The organism is Polaromonas sp. P1_E12, assembly GCF_056405975.1.
Window position 1 is genome coordinate 784,639 of sequence record NZ_JBFUBB010000002.1, and the last position, 17,285, is coordinate 801,923.

16 protein-coding genes, 1 pseudogene and 1 riboswitch are annotated in these 17,285 nt (G+C 62.8%); of the genes and pseudogenes, 12 read left to right on the plus strand and 5 right to left on the minus strand.

Annotated elements, in window-relative coordinates; translation table 11 throughout:
• Nucleotides 1-22: 22 nt before the first annotated feature.
• Nucleotides 23-802, minus strand: coding sequence for a hydroxypyruvate isomerase (hyi, locus tag AC1D13_RS09490; protein ID WP_457280489.1), 780 nt, complete (start codon nt 800-802; stop codon nt 23-25).
• Between the two features lie 40 nt (nt 803-842).
• Entirely contained in the window at nt 843-2,639 is a 1,797-nt protein-coding gene (gcl, locus tag AC1D13_RS09495) for a glyoxylate carboligase (RefSeq protein ID WP_477665806.1), read from the minus strand.
• A 144-nt stretch (nt 2,640-2,783) separates the two neighbouring features.
• Between gcl and AC1D13_RS09500 the strand changes: the two genes are divergently transcribed.
• Complete coding sequence (locus tag AC1D13_RS09500) at nt 2,784-3,692, plus strand: LysR family transcriptional regulator (RefSeq protein ID WP_477665807.1); 909 nt, start codon at nt 2,784-2,786, stop codon at nt 3,690-3,692.
• Nucleotides 3,693-3,803: 111 nt separating this feature from the next.
• Nucleotides 3,804-4,763: a LysR family transcriptional regulator gene (locus tag AC1D13_RS09505; RefSeq protein ID WP_457280492.1), complete on the plus strand. Its 960-nt coding sequence runs from the start codon at nt 3,804-3,806 to the stop codon at nt 4,761-4,763.
• A gap of 11 nt (nt 4,764-4,774) precedes the next feature.
• Here the strand turns inward: AC1D13_RS09505 and AC1D13_RS09510 are convergent, their stop codons facing one another.
• The 3 genes from AC1D13_RS09510 to AC1D13_RS09520 form a co-directional block, all read right to left on the minus strand.
• Complete coding sequence (locus AC1D13_RS09510; RefSeq protein ID WP_457280493.1) at nt 4,775-5,575, minus strand: sulfite exporter TauE/SafE family protein; 801 nt, start codon at nt 5,573-5,575, stop codon at nt 4,775-4,777.
• 337 nt (nt 5,576-5,912) lie between these two features.
• Nucleotides 5,913-6,248, minus strand: a complete 336-nt coding sequence (locus AC1D13_RS09515) for a cell division protein ZapA (protein WP_457280494.1) — start codon at nt 6,246-6,248, stop codon at nt 5,913-5,915.
• Nucleotides 6,245-6,484 carry a DUF904 domain-containing protein gene (locus AC1D13_RS09520; protein ID WP_457280495.1) on the minus strand — a complete coding sequence of 80 codons (240 nt, stop codon included), beginning with the start codon at nt 6,482-6,484 and terminating at the stop codon, nt 6,245-6,247. Before AC1D13_RS09520 ends, AC1D13_RS09515 begins: the two co-directional genes overlap by 4 nt.
• Nucleotides 6,485-6,530: 46 nt before the next feature.
• Nucleotides 6,531-6,816: riboswitch (cobalamin riboswitch) on the plus strand.
• Nucleotides 6,817-6,900: 84 nt separating this feature from the next.
• Between AC1D13_RS09520 and AC1D13_RS09525 the strand changes: the two genes are divergently transcribed.
• From AC1D13_RS09525 to cobW, 10 genes and pseudogenes are all read left to right on the plus strand, one after another.
• On the plus strand, nt 6,901-8,811 hold the full coding sequence (locus AC1D13_RS09525) for a TonB-dependent receptor domain-containing protein (protein WP_477689408.1): 1,911 nt from the start codon (nt 6,901-6,903) through the stop codon (nt 8,809-8,811).
• Between the two features lie 18 nt (nt 8,812-8,829).
• The gene (locus tag AC1D13_RS09530) at nt 8,830-10,170 is read left to right on the plus strand and encodes a cobyrinate a,c-diamide synthase (protein WP_477689409.1); all 1,341 of its coding nucleotides are present in this window, start codon (nt 8,830-8,832) and stop codon (nt 10,168-10,170) included.
• On the plus strand, nt 10,167-11,015 hold the full coding sequence (locus AC1D13_RS09535) for an ABC transporter substrate-binding protein (RefSeq protein WP_457280498.1): 849 nt from the start codon (nt 10,167-10,169) through the stop codon (nt 11,013-11,015). Before AC1D13_RS09530 ends, AC1D13_RS09535 begins: the two co-directional genes overlap by 4 nt.
• Nucleotides 11,012-11,596, plus strand: a complete 585-nt coding sequence (gene cobU, locus AC1D13_RS09540; RefSeq protein WP_477689410.1) for a bifunctional adenosylcobinamide kinase/adenosylcobinamide-phosphate guanylyltransferase — start codon at nt 11,012-11,014, stop codon at nt 11,594-11,596. Before AC1D13_RS09535 ends, cobU begins: the two co-directional genes overlap by 4 nt.
• Before the next feature lie 140 nt (nt 11,597-11,736).
• Nucleotides 11,737-12,606, plus strand: a complete 870-nt coding sequence (locus tag AC1D13_RS09545) for an ABC transporter substrate-binding protein (protein WP_477689411.1) — start codon at nt 11,737-11,739, stop codon at nt 12,604-12,606.
• Complete coding sequence (locus AC1D13_RS09550) at nt 12,603-13,682, plus strand: FecCD family ABC transporter permease (RefSeq protein WP_477689412.1); 1,080 nt, start codon at nt 12,603-12,605, stop codon at nt 13,680-13,682. Before AC1D13_RS09545 ends, AC1D13_RS09550 begins: the two co-directional genes overlap by 4 nt.
• A 92-nt stretch (nt 13,683-13,774) precedes the next feature.
• Nucleotides 13,775-14,197 (plus strand): annotated as a pseudogene (locus tag AC1D13_RS09555) (ABC transporter ATP-binding protein); the annotation flags it as partial.
• 294 nt (nt 14,198-14,491) lie between these two features.
• Nucleotides 14,492-15,061, plus strand: coding sequence for a cob(I)yrinic acid a,c-diamide adenosyltransferase (gene cobO, locus AC1D13_RS09560; RefSeq protein WP_477689443.1), 570 nt, complete (start codon nt 14,492-14,494; stop codon nt 15,059-15,061).
• A gap of 157 nt (nt 15,062-15,218) precedes the next feature.
• Nucleotides 15,219-16,049 (plus strand): ABC transporter substrate-binding protein, encoded by an 831-nt coding sequence (locus tag AC1D13_RS09565; RefSeq protein ID WP_477689413.1) that lies wholly within the window; start codon nt 15,219-15,221, stop codon nt 16,047-16,049.
• 23 nt (nt 16,050-16,072) lie between these two features.
• Entirely contained in the window at nt 16,073-17,134 is a 1,062-nt protein-coding gene (gene cobW / locus AC1D13_RS09570) for a cobalamin biosynthesis protein CobW (RefSeq protein WP_457280502.1), read from the plus strand.
• Nucleotides 17,135-17,285 lie beyond the last annotated feature (151 nt).

The window sequence follows — 17,285 nt, forward strand, 5'->3', positions numbered from 1 at the left end:
ATTCCTTGTGAGATGGTGCGGGTCAGCTTGTCAGGCGCTGGCGCCAGCCCAGTCCTGCGTCCGTCGTGCTGGCAGGTTTGTATTCGCAGCCTATCCAGCCGCCATAGCCAAGGCGGTCCAGATGCGTGAACAAAAATGCGTAGTTGATCTCGCCGGTGCCCGGCTCGTTGCGGCCGGGGTTGTCGGCCAGCTGGATGTGAGCGATGCGTGCCAGATGTTTTTGTATCGTCGCCGCCACTTCCCCTTCCATGCGCTGCGCGTGGTAAATGTCGTACTGCACGAAGGCGTTGTTGGCGCCGACCTCGTCCAGAATGTCCAGTGCCTGTGCCGTACGGTTCAGGTAGAAGCCCGGAATGTCAAAGGTGTTGATCGGTTCGATCAGTAATTTGAGGCCGTTTTTTTTCAGTTCGCTGGCTGCATAGTGCAGGTTATCGACAAAAGTCTTGCGCAGAACGGTGTCACTGGCCCCCGCGGGTGTTTTGCCGGCCAGGCAGTTGAGTTGACCCACACCGAGCACTTGGGCATACGCGATGGCTTGGGCCACACCGGCACGGAATTCTTCCACGCGATCGGGGTGACAGGCAATACCGCGTTCGCCGGCTTCCCAATCGCCGGCGGGCAGGTTGTGCAGCACCAGCTGCAAACCATTGCCATTGAGCCTGGCCTTGATGTCAGCGGCGCTGAAGGCATAGGGGAAAAGAAACTCCACGGCCTTGAAGCCAGCTTTGGCGGCCGGTTCAAAGCGGTCGAGGAACGCATGTTCGGTATAAAGCATGCTGAGATTGGCGGAAAATTTAGGCATGGTTTCTCTGCTGGTGGGGCGTTGGGCGTTGCTGGGGGGCTTATTCGAGCAAGCCAGCCAGTTCCAGGCCTTCTCGGCCCTTGGGGTGGCGACAGTCGATGTCTTCAAACTCGTTGACCTTGTCGATCTCCGTGCCCATGGCGATGTTGGTGACCTTTTCGAGGATGACTTCCACAACCACCGGCACCCGGTATTTGCGTGCCATCACCTGTGCTTCGACCATGGCGTCATTGATCTTTTCAGGGTCGGTCACGCGCAATGACTTGCAGCCCAGGCCTTGCACTACAGCCTGGTGGTCCACACCGTAACTGCGCAGATCGCCTTCGCCTTCCGGTACGTTCTGGTTTTCAAAAGCCAGCTGGACGCAGTAGTCCATCTCAAAACCTCGCTGGGCCTGGCGGATCAGGCCCAGATAGCTGTTGTTGACCAGCACCTGCACATAGGGCAGATTGAACTGCGCGCCCACGGCCAGCTCCTCCATCAAAAACTGGAAGTCGTAGTCGCCGGACAGCCCGACAACGGTACGTGTCGGATCGGCGGCCACCACACCGAGGGCCGCGGGGATGGTCCAGCCCAGCGGACCCGCCTGGCCGCAGTTGATCCACTGGCGTGGTCCGTACACATTGAGGAACTGCGCCCCGGCAATCTGGCTCAGGCCAATGGTTGTCACGTAAATGGTGTCGCGGGGGAACACCTTGTTCATTTCCTCGTACACACGCATCGGTTTGATGGGTGTCTCGGTAAAGTGAGACTTGCGGTGCATGAGCTTTTTTCGCTCGGCACAACGGGCGGCCCAGCTGTCATAGTCGGGCAGGCTCTTGGCAGCCTTGCGTTCGCGGGCGACTTGCACCAGAAGTTCCAGCGCGGCCTTGGCGTCGCTGACAATGCCAAAGTCGGGATTGAACACCCGGCCGATTTGTGTCGGCTCGATGTCTACGTGCACAAAGGTGCGGCCTTTGCAATACACCTCGGGCGAACCGGTATGGCGATTGGCCCAGCGGTTGCCGATGCCGATGACGAAGTCGCTGGCCAGCATGGTGGCGTTGCCGTAGCGGTGGCTGGTTTGCAGCCCACACATGCCGGCCATCAGGGGATGATCGTCGGGAATGGTGCCCCAGCCCATCAGGGTGGGGATGACCGGCACACCGGTGAGCTCGGCAAACTCGACCAGCAGATCTGAAGCATCGGCGTTGATGATGCCGCCGCCGGCGACGATCAAAGGCTTGCTGGAAGCAGCAAGCATGTCGAGTGCTTTTTCGATTTGTTTGCGGCTGGCAGCCGGCTTGTAGACCGGTAGCGGCTCATAGGTGTCAATGTCGAATTCAATTTCGGCCATCTGCACATCAAAAGGCAGGTCGATCAGCACCGGGCCGGGTCGTCCCGAGCGCATCAGGTGAAAGGCTTGCTGGAAGGAGCGCGGCACCAAAGCCGGTTCGCGCACGGTCACGCTCCACTTGGTGACCGGTTTGGAAATGGACTCGATGTCGACCGCCTGAAAATCTTCCTTGTACAGACGCGCACGCGGCGCCTGGCCGGTGATGCACAAAATGGGGATGCTGTCGGCAATCGCCGAGTACAGCCCGGTGATCATGTCGGTGCCGGCCGGGCCGCTGGTGCCAATGCACACACCGATGTTTCCGGCCTTGGCGCGCGTGTAGCCTTCGGCCATGTGCGACGCGGCCTCGACGTGCCGGGCCAGGATATGCGTGATCGACTGGCGCTCACGCAGTGCGGAGTAAAACGGGTTGATGGCCGCGCCGGGCACACCAAAAGCTTGTGTGATGCCTTCTTTTTCCATCACCAGAATGGCGGCCATGGCGGCCTTCATTTTTGCCATCGAAGTCTCCTAGAGGTTGCTGATCGTTGAGACGGATGGTCGCGGCGTTGGTGGTTGCGGGGAAGCCCCATCCTGTGCATTACGCTTATTCCAAACTGGAATAAATGATTGCCTGGCCGATGTCGCCGTGGTCTACTTGTGGCCATGGACCGCATTCAAGCCATCCGGCTTTTCATTCGCGTGGTGGACCTCGGCTCTTTCAGCAAGGCGGCGGCCGACATGGGTATGGGCCAGCCGTCGGCCACCAAACTGGTGGTGCAACTGGAAAAGCAGTTGGGTTCGCGGCTGCTCCACCGCTCGACCCGCGGCGTGACGCCCACTGAGATAGGCGCGCTGTATTACGCCAAGTGCAAGCTGATTGCACATCATGTCGAAGAGGCCGAGACGGTGGCGGCGCTATTGCAGTCGCAGGTCCAGGGCGGCCTGCGAATCACTACCTCCGTAGCTTTTGGACGGCGTGTGCTGGTGCCGCTGGTCATGCGGTTCATGCAGATGCACCCCAAATTGCAAATCGAGTTGAACTTTGAAGACCGTTATGTCAACCTGGTTGAGCAGGGCATTGACGTGGCGATCCGGATGGGACCGCTCGCTGACTCGACGTTGGGGGCGCGTTACCTGGGTATCAACCCGTGGGTGGTCGTGGCCTCGCCCGAATACATCAGGAAGCGCGGTGCGCCGGCCGATCCTGCGGATCTTGTCACGCACGATGCGCTGATCTACAGCACGGTGCAAGGTGATGCGCGCTGGCATTTCAACGGAGCCGAAGGCCAAGCGTGGCAGGTCTCGGTCAGTGGGCCGCTGCGCTCGAACAATCTCTCGGCGCTGCTGGTGGCAGCGCGTGGCGGTATGGGCGTGGCGGCCTTGCCCCGGTATGTGGCGCATGAGTCAGTGCGCAGCGGCACCCTGGTGCCTCTCCTGAGCGGCTGGGTGCTGCCGTCGCAGGAAATCCATGCTGTCTATCCCTCACCCCAACTGGTGCCGGCCAAGGTCAACGGTTTTGTCGGCTGGCTGCAAGGCCAGTTCGGCGAGTCCTGGTGGGCGGACCAGAAATAGCCACAGGCGAAAGCTTGCCCCCAGGTCGACCGGCTTGCAATGAATGATTATTTATTGCTAATCCATTTGATACCATGAATTACTTGTGAGTTATGGACTAAAGGGGCCGAGATGAAGAATGCGACATTGCGCCAGCTCAAGGTGTTCGAGGCTGTGGCCCGCAACTTGAGTTTTTCGCGAGCCGCCGAAGAGCTGCACCTGACGCAGCCAGCAGTGTCCATCCAGGTCAACAAACTGGAAGACCACGCAGGCCTTCCGCTGTTTGAGCAGCTCGGCAAAAAAATTCATCTCACGCCGGCGGGCATTGAGATGCTTCATTCCAGCCGGATCATCATCCAGCAGTTCAAGGAGGTGGAGGAAGCCATGGCGCAGTTCAAGGGCATCTCCGGCGGCAAGCTGAACGTTGCGGTGATCAGCGCCGGCGACTATTTCTTTCCGCGCCTGCTCGTTGAGTTTGCACGGCGCCACTCGGGCGTGACGCTGGACTTCGGCGTCTGCAATCGCGAGGAACTCTTGAGCCAACTGACCGACAACCTGACAGATCTGGCCGTCATGGTGCGCCCGCCACTGGATATGGACACGGTGAGCGAACCTTTCGCCCCGCACCCCTATGTTGTTGTGGCAGCACCCAACCATCCGCTGGCCGCCAAAAAGCGCATTCCGCTATCGCGCCTGGCCAGCGAACCCTTTGTTGTGCGTGAAAAAGGTTCTGATACCTGGAATTCGATGGAGGAGGGTTTCGGCACGCACCTGGCCGACCTCAACATCGCGATGGAGATCAAGAGCACGGAAACCATCAAACAGGCCGTGATCGCGGGCATGGGGGTGAGTTTTCTGTCGGCGCATACCATCAGCCGCGAACTTCAGGTGGGCAGCCTGACCGTGCTCGACGTGCAGGGTTTTCCGTTGATGCTGAATTGGTATGTCGTGCACCGTCGCAACAAGCGGCTGACGCCGGTAGCGCAGGCGTTCAAGACTTTTTTGATGACGGATGGCGGGGCGTTGATCGAGCAGACAATTGGTTTTCGGCCCAAAACGGCACAGCCCCGGCGTGCTGTCACCCGCCGTTAGCACAACAAGGGTTAGCGCAGCAGGAAATAGGCTGCCAGGATATACAGCACGACGGCGAAGACTTTTTTCAGCGGCTGGATGTCCATGCGGTGCGCGGTGCGTGCGCCCAGCGGCGCCGTACAAATGCTGGCCACCGAGATGATGACCAGTCCTGGCAGGTAAAGAAAGCCGATGGAGCCGGGCGGCATTTGAGGTAGGTTCTGGCCAGCCCAGATGTAGCCCAAGGTGCCGGCCAGCGCAATCGGAAAACCAAGCGCTGCCGAGGTTCCCACGGCGTCATGGATTTTCACGTTGCACCAGGTCATGAAGGGCACCGAAACGAAGGCGCCGCCTGCGCCCACCAGCGAAGACAGCATGCCGATGACACCACCCATGCCAAAGGTGCCCAGGCGGCCGGGCAGAGTGCGGCTGGGTTTGGGTTTACGGCCCAGAAACATCTGGGTGGCTGAAAACGCCACAAAAACGGCAAACAGGATGCTGAGGATTTTTCCCGGCAAGGCCACCGCCAGTTGGGCACCAATTAATGACCCCAGCAAAATGCCGGGCGCCAGCAGCCGAACGATGGGCCATAGCACGGCCCCGCGCCGGTGGTGCGCACGCACTGATGACAACGAGGTGAAGCAGATGGTGGCCAGCGAGGTGGCGACCGCCATTTTCACGGTGTATTCCTGCGGGTAGCCCTTTGCCGTGAGGATGAAGGTGATGAACGGCACCATCAGCATCCCGCCGCCGATGCCCAGCAGGCCTGCGAGAAAACCGGTGCACAGACCCAACAGGAGAAGTTCGGCAATAAGTTGGGGTTCGAGAGACATCAGATCTGCTGTGGCACGGCGGGCTGGGTCCGCAACCGGCTATTGTTTTTGTTCGCGGCCTGGATTCCGTTCGGATCCGGGACAAGAAAAGAAAGGTGTCTGCGAGTGCCACTGGACCGTCATCCTGAACCGGGGTTCAGGTGGGCGAGGGCAGTCAGGTTTCGGGTTCGTCTGACGCGAGACGATCACACCTGCCGGACAATTTACCAAGCCCGTGCTCGAAGAGCATTGGTTCAAGGAAATATAAAGCCCAATGCGCATCGCAGACGTGTTCATTGTAGGCCTTTGCGGCTCCCGCGCGCGAAGTGGGGGAGTGATTTACCGCAGGGGTGCGGGCTTAAAGCAGGCGGCCGTCAACGCCCAAGGCTGTGTCAAGCCGCTGTAGCAAGGCTGTGAGTTGCGGATGCGTTGTTTCGCCAGCACTGGCGGTTGTTTCCGCTGTTGTCGCGGCGGGTGTGGGCGTAGCGTTTGGCGTGCGCTCGGGGAGCTCAAAGGCGAGATTGAGCGCCGCCAGAACGGCAATGCGGTCACGTGCCTTGATTTTCCCGGCATCGCGAATCCTGCACATGGCCATGTCAACACGGTTGACCGCGTCCAGCATTCGGGCGTCGCCATTTTCGGGGCAGCCCAGCAAATAGCTTTGGCCCATGATCTGCACTTCGAGCTGTTTCATGACTCGGTTCCCACGGTGTTTTTGGCGGCATGCCCGTTGGTTTCGGGCAGGCGCTCCAGCAGTGCATCCACACGGGCGCGTGCCGCGCCGAGCCGCGATTTGAGGGAGTCGCGTTCGTGCGTCAGAACGCCAACCTGCTCCACCAGGAGCTCGTTGGTACGCTGCAGCTCCTCATAGCGCAGCAGGAGCCGCTCAACGCGTTCGACGATCTGGTCGATTTGGGTTTGGTTCGACATGGCAGCTCCGATTGTAGGGTTTGCGGCCGGACATGGGGAAGGCCCGCGTAGAATCTGCCCTGTTGGTGCCCGCAGTGTGGTTCGCACGCTGCAGTTCAACGGGAAGCAGGAGGGGGTCAAAGCCATGCATCAGGTCAACCTGATTCGCTGGCGCCGAGACCTTTAACCTGCGCTGCCCCCGCAACGGTAATACGGACGAATGGGCTCCTGACGCCAAGTCAGAAGCCCATTCAGCTTTCATCACTAGCCACTGAGCGTTTTGAACACACGCTTGGGAAGGCGATGGAGGCAGTTCCGTCAGCCCGGATACCGGCCAACAAGGTGAACGCGCACGTCCATGAACTGGCATGAGCGTTTGTAACGCTCATGCACTGGCGGGGAAGCCAGTGAGGGTATTTTGTTGATTGTCTGATTCCATGAAAACCTGTGTTTTCCACACACGCCTTGCCGTGCTTCCGCTGGCTGTGGCCGCTGCCTTTCCCGCCTTGTCCCAGACTGCCCCGGCGGCCCAGGCCGGCGCGGCGCCACAACTCAAGGAAATGGTGGTAACCGCTACGCGCAGCGCCCAACCCATCGGCGATGTCATTGCTGATGTCACGGTCATTGACCGTGAAACCATAGAGCGCGCCGGCCTGGTGGGGCTGGCTGATGTTCTGGTTCGCGTGCCGGGCATACAGATCACCCGTAACGGCGGTATCGGCAGCAATACAAGCGTTTTTGTGCGTGGCGGTGAAACCCGCCACACCCCGGTTTTTGTAGACGGCGTGAGGATGGAGTCGCAGACGACGGCTGGAGCCGCCTCCTGGAACAACATTCCACTCTCGCTGATTGATCGCATTGAGATCGTGCGCGGCCCCAGCAGCGCAGTCTATGGCTCCGACGCCGTGGCCGGCGTGATCCAGATATTCACCAAGCGCGGCCAAGGCCCCTTTTCGCCTTCCGTGACGGTGGGTTACGGTTCCTACAATACCAGCCGGGTCGAGCTCGCCGCCAGCGGTTCAGCGGGCGGCTTTGACTATTCTCTGGGCTTGACGCAGGGACAAAGCGATGGCTTCAATGCCCGGACCATCCCGGCTCAAAACCCCGATGCCGACGGCTACAAAAGCCAGAGTGCCAATGCCAAGCTGGGTTTTCAAATCAATCCTGACCACCGCATTGAAGCCAATGTGTTGCAGAGCCATATGGATGCGCAGTACGACGGCGGCCTCACACGCGACTTTCGCCGTATCAGCGACCTGCAGACCCTGGGCCTGCAGTGGGAAGCCAAATGGTCTGGCCAATACAGCACCAAGCTGGCGGTCACGCAGGGTACCGACTCCGGTGAAGAAGGCCTGAATGGCTCGACCCCGCAGGTTTCTTACGACAAGAGCACCATCAGCACGTTGTTGTTCCAGAACGAATACCGCATTGGCGCGCATCTCCTGAGCGCTACACTGGAAAGCCGTCGCGATGTGTTCCGCCTGGTCGGCTCTTCGGCCGTGCCGGCTGGCATGAGCACCCTCAACGGGAACCGTTCGCTGGATGGCGTGAGCCTGGGCTACGGCTGGAGCGGCGGCGCGCACACGGTGCAGTTCAACGCCCGCCATGACACGGACAGCGAATTCGGCGGAAAGACCACCGGCTCCGCCGCCTATGCCTTTGCGCTCACGCCACAGTGGAAAGTGTCCGCATCCGCCGGCACCTCCTTTCGGGTCCCCACGCTGTACCAGCGTTTCAGCATTTACGGCACCTCGACCTTGAAGCCCGAATCCGGCCGCAGCGTGGAAATGGCGCTCAAATATAGCCAGGGGACTGCCCAGTACGGTGTCACCGCTTATCGCAACCGCATGACCAACCTGCTGAGCTTCGTCACGGGCAACGGTCCCTGCATCAATGGCGGCCCGCCGACGGTGCTGAGCAATCGTGGCTGCTATGCCAACACGGCGCAGGCCCAGTACACAGGGCTGACATTCACGGCTGCCGAGACGCTGGGCAATGTTCACATCCGCGGCTCGCTGGATCTGCAAAATCCCAAGAACCTGGTTACCAACCGAACCCTGCAGCGCCGCTCCCGCCAATACGGCACGCTGGGCGCCGAGATGCCGGTGGGCGGCTGGCAACTGGCGACGGACCTGGTGATGGCCTCGCACGCACTCGACAGCGACACCAGCAACGTGGTGCTGCCAGGCTACTCGCTCGTGAACCTGAGCGCCACGACGGCGCTGTCGCGCGACTGGAAACTGGTCGCCAAGCTGGACAATGTGACCGACAAGGCCTACCAGACTGCCGGTACTTACGCCAATGGCCGGCGCTCTGTGTACGTCGGCCTGACCTGGGCACCCCAGTAAGCCTCATCCACACCAGCCATGCAAACCTCCGTCCGTTGCCCTGCCATCCTCATCGCCGCTCCGGCTTCCGGCCAGGGCAAGACGACGGTGACCTGCGCGCTGGCGCGCCTGCATGCGCGGCAGGGCCGCCGGGTTCGGGTTTTCAAGTGCGGGCCGGATTTTCTGGACCCGTGCTGGCACGCCCTGGCCAGCGGCACGCCGGTGTACCAGATGGATCTGTGGATGACGGGCGAGGACGATTGCCGCGCGCGCCTGCATGCGGCGGCGCTGGAGGCCGACCTTATCATTGTGGAAGGCGTGATGGGCCTGTTTGACGGCGAGCCCAGCGCGGCCGACCTGGCACAACGCTTTGGCTTGCCGGTGCTGGCGGTGGTGGATGCATCGGGCATGGTGGCAACCTTCGGCGCGCTGGCCTTTGGCTTGCAGCACTATCGCCCCGACATGCCATGGGCCGGCGTGCTGGCCAACCGCGTGGCCAATGCGCGGCATGCGGGCATGCTGCAGGCCAGTGTGGCACCGGACCAATGGTTGGGGGCAGTGCTGCGCAATCCCGCCATGAGCCTGCCCAAGCGCCACCTGGGGCTGACCGTCGCGACCGAAGTGGCAGATGCCATGGAAAGGCTGGACGCCGCAGCCGATACGCTGGCCACCACGCCGCTGGGTCAGATGACCCTGGACGACTTGCAGCGATGGGCGGTGGACTTCGCGGCGCCGGAAGCCTCTGCGCCCATTGCTCCCATGTTGAAAGGCAAAACCATCGCTGTTGCGCGCGACGCCGCTTTCTGTTTTATCTACGCCGCCAACCTCGATACCCTGCGCGCGCTGGGTGCTGAGCTGGTGTTCTTTTCGCCATTGGCTGACGCGGCTGTACCGGCCTGCGACGCGATGTGGATTCCTGGTGGTTACCCCGAACTGCACGCAGAGACAATTGCGGCAAACACCGCGCTACGCACCAGCCTGGCCGCACACATTTCCGCAGGCAAACCTGTATGGGCCGAGTGCGGCGGCATGATGGCCCTGTTTGAGACGCTGGTCACACTGGATGGCAAACGCCATGTGCAATGGGGTGTGCTACCTGGCGAAGTGACCATGCAAAAGCTGCTGGCCGGCCTGGGCCCGCAGCAGCTGGCCCTGGAAAGCGGCACCTTGCGCGGCCACACTTTCCATTACTCGACCACGGCCACGCCGTTACAGGCCGCGGCACGCACCTCGCGGCCGGGCACCGCGCCCGCGCCGGACGTGGGCGAGGCCGTGTGGCAGCATGGTGCGGTGCGCGCCAGTTACTTTCATGCCTGGTTTCCATCCTGCCCCGAAGCGGTGGCAGCGCTATTCACCACATCTGTAGAGGTGACTGCATGACGGACTTGCTGCACTACCAGCCCGGCCCGCAGCGCATCGTCTGCCTGACCGAGGAAACCACCGAATGGCTCTACCTGCTGGACCAGCAGCAGCGCATTGTGGGCATCTCGGGCTACACCGTGCGGCCCAAACGCGCGCGCGACGAGAAGCCGCGCGTCAGCGCCTTTCTGAGCGCGAAGATCGAGAAGATCATGGAACTGCAGCCCGACTGCGTGCTGGGCTTTTCGGATCTGCAGGCCGACATTGCTTCGGACCTGGTCAAGCGCGGTGTGCAGGTCACCATCTTCAACCAGCGCAGCGTGGCCGAAATTTTCTCCATGCTGTTCCAGCTGGCCGCCATGGTGGGCGAGGCAGAGCAGGGTGCGCAGCGCATTGCACAGATGCAGGCCGATTTGCGTGCCATGCAGGCGGCCGTCGCGGCCAGGGTCGCCAAGGGTGCGCGCCGCCCCAAGGTGTATTTTGAAGAATGGGACAGCCCGCACATCAGCGCGATCCGCTGGGTGTCGGAGCTCATCGGCATCGCGGGAGGTGACGATTGCTTTCCTGAGCTCGCCGCCGAATCGCTGGGCAAGAACCGCATCATTGCCGACGGGGCCGAGATCGTCCGCCGTAACCCGGATCTCATACTGGGCTCCTGGTGCGGCAAGAAATTCCGGCCGGAGAACGTGGTGGCACGCGAGGGTTGGGGTGCGGTGAATGCGGTGCGTCACAACCAGCTGTTTGAAATCAAGTCGCCCGACATACTGCAGCCCGGCCCCGCTGCGCTGACCGACGGCGTGGCCAGGATGCACCAGATCATCCTGCAGTGGATGGACGCTGAACAAGCCGGAGCGTTCCGATCATGAGCGCTATGACGATTGCCAAAAGCGAACTGATTCTGGGCGGCCAGAAAAGTGGCAAGTCACGCCGTGCCGAACTGCTGGCGCGCCAGTGGCTGGACCAGCGACTGGGCCACCGCGCCGTGCTGATTGCCACCGCACAGCCTTGGGACGAGGAGATGCGCCAGCGCATCGCCCGCCACCAGGCGGATCGCGCCGAGCGCGTGCCCGGCATGACCACGGTGGAAGAGCCGTTGGCACTGGCGGAGGCGATTCAAAAACACAGCCAGCCCGACACCTTGGTAGTGGTGGACTGTCTGACGCTGTGGCTCACCAACTGGTTGATGCCCGTGGATTTTGAACAAAATAAGCCTCTAGCCCCCATGGACAGTGCGCCAGCCGCTTCTCTTTTGATAGCAATTACCCAGGCCCCTGGCCCGGTGGTGCTGGTGGGCAACGAGATTGGGTTGGGCGTAATTCCCATGGGGCGCGAGGTTCGCGCCTTTGTGGATGCCTTGGGCAAACTGAACCAGGATGTGGCCGCTGCGTGCCAGCGCGTGACGCTGATGGCGGCAGGCTTGCCACTGACTTTGAAGGATGCGGGATGAAGATGGACATCCGCCGCTTTCTTTGCCCCTTTCTGTTGCAGAGACGCGGGGTGGCAGAGCGTTTTGCTCCGTGTCCCCCGCCCGCGTTGCGGGCTCCTCCTTTACCTGCGCAAAACGCTCTGCCACCCCGCGTCTCGGTGATGCTCGTTTTTGCGTTTGCCTTTACCTTTGGTCTGGCGGGTGTCGCTCGTGCCTTGCAGGTCACCGATGACCGAGGGGTCACCGTCACCTTCCCCGCCGCGCCGCAGCGCATTGTGAGCCTGTTGCCGTCGTTGACCGAAACCGTGTGCGAGCTGGGCCAATGCCAGCGCCTGGTGGGGGTAGACCGCTATTCCAACTTCCCGGCCAGCGTGCAAAAACTGCCCCAAGTTGGCGGCGGGCTGGACCCCAACATCGAGATGATCGTCTCTCTCAAGCCCGATGTGGTGCTGATGGCCACCTCGTCGCGCGCGGGCGAGCGGCTGCAGGCGTTGGGCATCAAGGTGGTGGCGCTGGAGCCGCGAAGCCATGCCGACGTGCAGCGCGTGATGCTCAAGCTCGGCCAGTTGCTGGAGGTGCGTGATGCCGCACGCATCTGGCGCGCGATTGATGCCGGTGTCTCGGCTGCAGCCCAGTCGTTGCCGACCAGCGTGCACAATGTGAAGATCTACTTCGAAGTGAACCAGGGGCCGTATGCAGCGGGCGAGTCGTCCTTTATTGGCGAAACGCTCACACGCTTGGGTGCCCAAAACATCGTGCCGGCCAAGCTCGGGCCGTTCCCCAAGCTCAACCCCGAATACGTCGTTCGCGCCAACCCTGATCTGATCATGATCGGCCAGCGCAGCGCCGGTGGTTTGACAACCCGACCCGGCTGGCAAAGCATCCGCGCACTGCGCGATCAGCGGGTCTGCATTTTCCCACCCGACGAGGCCGACATGCTGGTGCGTCCCGGTCCGCGCATGGCTGAAGGTGCGCGCCTGATGGCCCAATGCCTGCTGAAAAATGCGCCCGCCCCGGGAGCCAAACCATGATGCAAGCTCGCGTTTTCTGGCTGGTCTGGGCCGGTGTGCTGGGAGCATTGGCTTTGGTGGCGTTGGGTATCTGTGTCGGCAGCGCCGGACTGGAGAACCTGATTCGTCCGCTGCTCAACCCCGCACAGGACCCGCAGCAAACCGCCATGGCACAGCAAATCATCTGGCAGATCCGCCTGCCGCGCACCTTGGGTGCCTGGGCCGCCGGCGCCTTGCTGGGCCTGGCCGGTGCCGTAGCCCAGGGCCTGTTTCGCAACCCCCTGGCTGACCCGTATTTGCTGGGCAGCGCCTCGGGTGCCTCGCTGGGCGTGGCGCTGGCATTGGCCGCTTTGGGTGGGGGCGCCGGCATGTTGGGCGGCAGCATGATGAGCGGCGGTATGGCCGTCAGTGTGTTCTCCAGCAGCTTGTGGGTGCGTCTGGGGTTGACCGGTGCGGCGTTTCTGGGCGCCGTGTTTGCGGTGATGCTCACGCTGGTGCTGTCGCGCGGTGTGGGCCACACGCTGCGCCTGCTGCTGGCCGGTGTGGTGGTGGGCGTTGTGCTGGGTGCCATGACGCACCTGGTGCTGCTGTTCTCGCCCGAATCGTTGCAGGCCATGCAGGCCTTCATGCTGGGCTCCACGGCCTTTGTGGGCTGGACGTCGTGCGTGCTCATGGCCAGTGTCTGGGGCGTGTGCGTGCTGGCGGCATGGCTGCTGGCGCGCGTCCTTGATGGTTTGAGTTTGGGTGACGCTACGGCGATCAGCCTGGGCCTGCCGGTGGCGCCTATGCGCGCGGCGCTGGTGGCGGTACTGGCGCTGGCTACGGGCACCGCGGTGGCTCAAACCGGGTTGATCGCTTTTGTAGGCCTGGCCGCACCGCACCTGGTGCGCTCGGTGGTCAAGACCACGCACGCGCACCTGATGCTGCTCTCCAGCCTTATGGGCGGCGTGTTGCTGATGGCGGCCGACACGTTGGCACGCTGGCTGATCGCGCCGCAGGAGCTGCCCGTGGGCATGCTCACCGCGGTGCTGGGCGGCGGCTATTTGTTGTGGCTGATGCACCGCAGCAGCAGCCTGGGCGGAGGCCGTGCAGCATGAGAAATGCTATGAATTCAATAGCTATCGGCGCAGACTCTATAAGGGCCAGCCTCGGAAATGGCTTGCAAAAGCAACACGTACTGCACGGCATCAGCCTGGACATTGCTGCGGGTCGGTGGACCAGCATCGTCGGCCCCAACGGCGCAGGCAAGTCCACCTTGCTCAGGGCGCTGGCCGGTGTGCTGCCACACAGTGGTAGCGTCTCGTTGTTGGGTCGGCCCATGCAAAACCTGCCGCACCGCGAACGCGCCCGCCAGCTGGCCTGGCTGGGCCAGAACGAAACCTCGGCCGATGACCTGACGGTGTGGGACGTGGCCATGCTGGGCCGCTTGCCGCACCAGGCCTGGCTGGCCCCGCCCAGCGTCGCCGACCGTGCAGCGGTGGAGCAGGCCCTGCGCGCCACCCGTGCCTGGGACTGGCGCGAGCGCGCCTTGGGGCAACTGTCGGGCGGCGAGCGCCAGCGCGTGCTGCTGGCGCGCGCCCTGGCGGTGCAGGCCCAGGTGCTGCTGATGGACGAGCCGCTGGCCAACCTCGACCCGCCGCACCAGGCCGACTGGCTGGACGTGGTGCGTGCGCTGGTGGCCGAAGGAAAAACCGTGGTCAGCGTTCTGCATGAGATCACCATGGCATTGCAAGCCGACACCATGGTCGTGATGGCTGAAGGCCGCATCACCCACCAAGGCGCCTGCGCCGATCTGGCCACACACCGCGCACTGGAAGACGTATTTGACGGACGCCTTGCTGTTCATCCCTTGCAAGGGCAGTGGATTGCGCTGCCCAAAGTCAACCATCCTGCAAAGAGAGCCCCTATGCAAATTGAAACCCCACCCGTCGATTACGAACGTGTCGTTCCCACGGCCGAGCGCCGCGGCCTGATCATGATCAATACCGGCCACGGCAAAGGCAAGAGCACGGCCGCCTTTGGCCTGGCCTTGCGTGCCCATGGCCGGGGCAAGGCCGTCAAGGTCTACCAGTTCATGAAAGTGCCCAGCGCCCGCTTTGGTGAGCACCGCTTGTTTGAGCAACTGGGCATTCCCATCGAAGGCCTGGGCGACGGCTTCAGCTGGAAGAGCCGCGACCTGGACCACTCGGCCCAGTTGGCACTCGACGGCTGGGCCAAGGCAGAAGCCACCATCCGCGCCGGCGAGCACTTCATGGTGGTGCTGGACGAAATCATGTACCCGCTGCGCTACGGCTGGATTCCGCTGGAGACCATCCTCACCTGCCTGCGCGAGCGCCCACCGCATGTGCACGTGGTGTTGACGGGCCGCAATGCGCCGGGCGAGCTGGTGGACCTGGCGGATACGGTGACGGAGATGACTTTGATCAAGCACCACTTTAAAGCCGGCGTTCCCGCCCAACGCGGCATTGAGGACTAGAGATATGGCCCCCACGCTTTTCACTTCGCCTTCGGCTCCGTGTAATGCGCTGCCCCCCGGGTGGGCGCTGCGCCTGCGGCCCGGCAAAGCCGGTTCCGCGGCCCCGGCTGGTGAAGGCGGGGCGCGGACTCGGAGCTTGCGTAGGCGAGTTCCCGCTGTGGCGTCGTTGGTGGTGCTGGGGCTGCTCTCGAGCTTCGCGATGGCGCAGGGCACGCAGCCGGTCTCGCGCATCGTCACGCTCGCGCCTTCGCTGACCGAGGCGGTGTGTGCGTTGGGCCGCTGCGCGCAGCTGGTGGGCACTGATCGCCACTCCACCTGGCCCGTTTCGGTACTGGCGCTGCCCAAGGTGGGAGGGCTGGAAGACGCGCAGGTCGAGCGCATTGTGACCTTGCGTCCCAATCTGGTCTTGCTGGGTCCGCGCAGCCGCGCGGGGGAACGCCTGCAGGCGCTGGGCGTGCCGGTGATGATGCTGGATGCCCGCACCCATTCGGATCTGAAACGCATGCTGGTGAAGTTGGGCGACACCTTGGGTGAACCGGCCCGCGCCACCGAACTGATAGCCCGTATCGACACCGAACTCGACATCGCCGCGGGCCGCATGCCCGCCGCATTGCGCGGGCGCAGCGTGTATGTGGAAGTGGGGGCAGGTTCATCCGCAGCCAGCGAAAAAAGCTTTATTGGCGAGACGGTGGCCAGGTTGGGCCTGGTCAATGTGGTGAGCGGCGACCTGGGCCTGTTCCCCAGGATCAACCCCGAGCTGCTGCTGCGTCGTCCGCCCGATCTCATCATTGGCCCGCGCGCCACGCTGGCCAACGTGTCAGACCGCCCCGGCTGGAGTGCACTGCCGGCAGTGCGCCAGCAGCAGCTGTGCCTGCTGGATACTGAACGCATGGACCTGCTGTCACGCCCTGGCCCCCGCCTGGGCGAGGCCGCCCAGATGCTGGTGGAGTGCCTCAAGGCCCTGCCTCCCCGTGACGCGCCCCGTTAATTTTCTTTACCCGAGAGACTCTTATGCAAACCCGAAAAATTCCCGCCACCATCGTCACCGGTTTCCTGGGCAGCGGCAAGACCACGCTCTTGCGCCACCTGCTGGCCAACGCGCAGGGCCGCCGCATCGCGGTCATCGTTAATGAGTTTGGCGAACTCGGTATCGATGGCGAATTGCTGCGCGGCTGCGGCATTGGCTGCGACGAGAACGGTGAAGAAAATGGCCAGCTGTATGAGCTGGCCAACGGCTGCCTGTGCTGCACGGTGCAGGAAGAGTTCGCGCCCGTGATGGAGCAGTTGGCCAAGCGCCGCGACCAGATCGACCATCTGATCATCGAAACTTCGGGCCTGGCGCTGCCCAAGCCGCTGGTGCAGGCCTTCCAGTGGCCCGCGCTGCGCAATACCTTCACCGTGGATGCCGTAGTGACCGTGGTGGACGCGCCTGCGGTTGCCGCGGGAGACTTTGCCGACGACCCGGTGGCCGTGGACGCCCAGCGCCGCGCCGACGACAACCTGGACCATGACTCGCCCTTGCACGAGCTGTTTGAAGACCAACTGGCAACGGCCGACCTGGTGATCGTGCACAAGACGGATGGTCTGACGGCCGAAGAATTGGTGGGTGTGGAAGCCGCCATCCGCGCCGAGACCTTGCCCGGCGTGAAGCTGGTGCATGCCCAACATGGCCGCATCGATATCGGCGTGCTGCTGGGCCTGGAGCGCGCAGTGGAAGACCAGATCGACCAGCGCAAGACCCACCACGACGAGGAAGAAGACCACGACCACGACGCCTTTGACTCGGTGCAGGTGGCGCTGGACGTGACCGGCCGCGAAGCATTGCTGGCTGCGTTGCGCGATGTGGTGGGGCGCCACGAGATTTACCGCGTCAAGGGTTTTGTGGCCTTGCCCGGCGTGGCCATGCGCCTGGTGGTGCAGGGCGTGGGTACGCGCTTTGACAGCTACTTCGATCGCCCCTGGCGTGCGGATGAAGTGCGCCAGTCGCGCCTGGTGCTGATTGGTTCCGAGCTCAATGCGGCTGTGTTGCAGGCTGAGTTGAGTGCGGCGCTGGCGGCACCCGTCGCGGCTTGAATCCAAATGCACGCTGAAGCTTTAGTTTTGTGGCGGGCACAGGCCGACGGGGCACTCCGCTCCGCGGCTGTCCTCCGCCCTGCGGGCTCCTCCTTTATGCCGCTGCGCAGAGCGCCCCATCGACCTGCGCCAGGATGGGCTGTTCAACCTT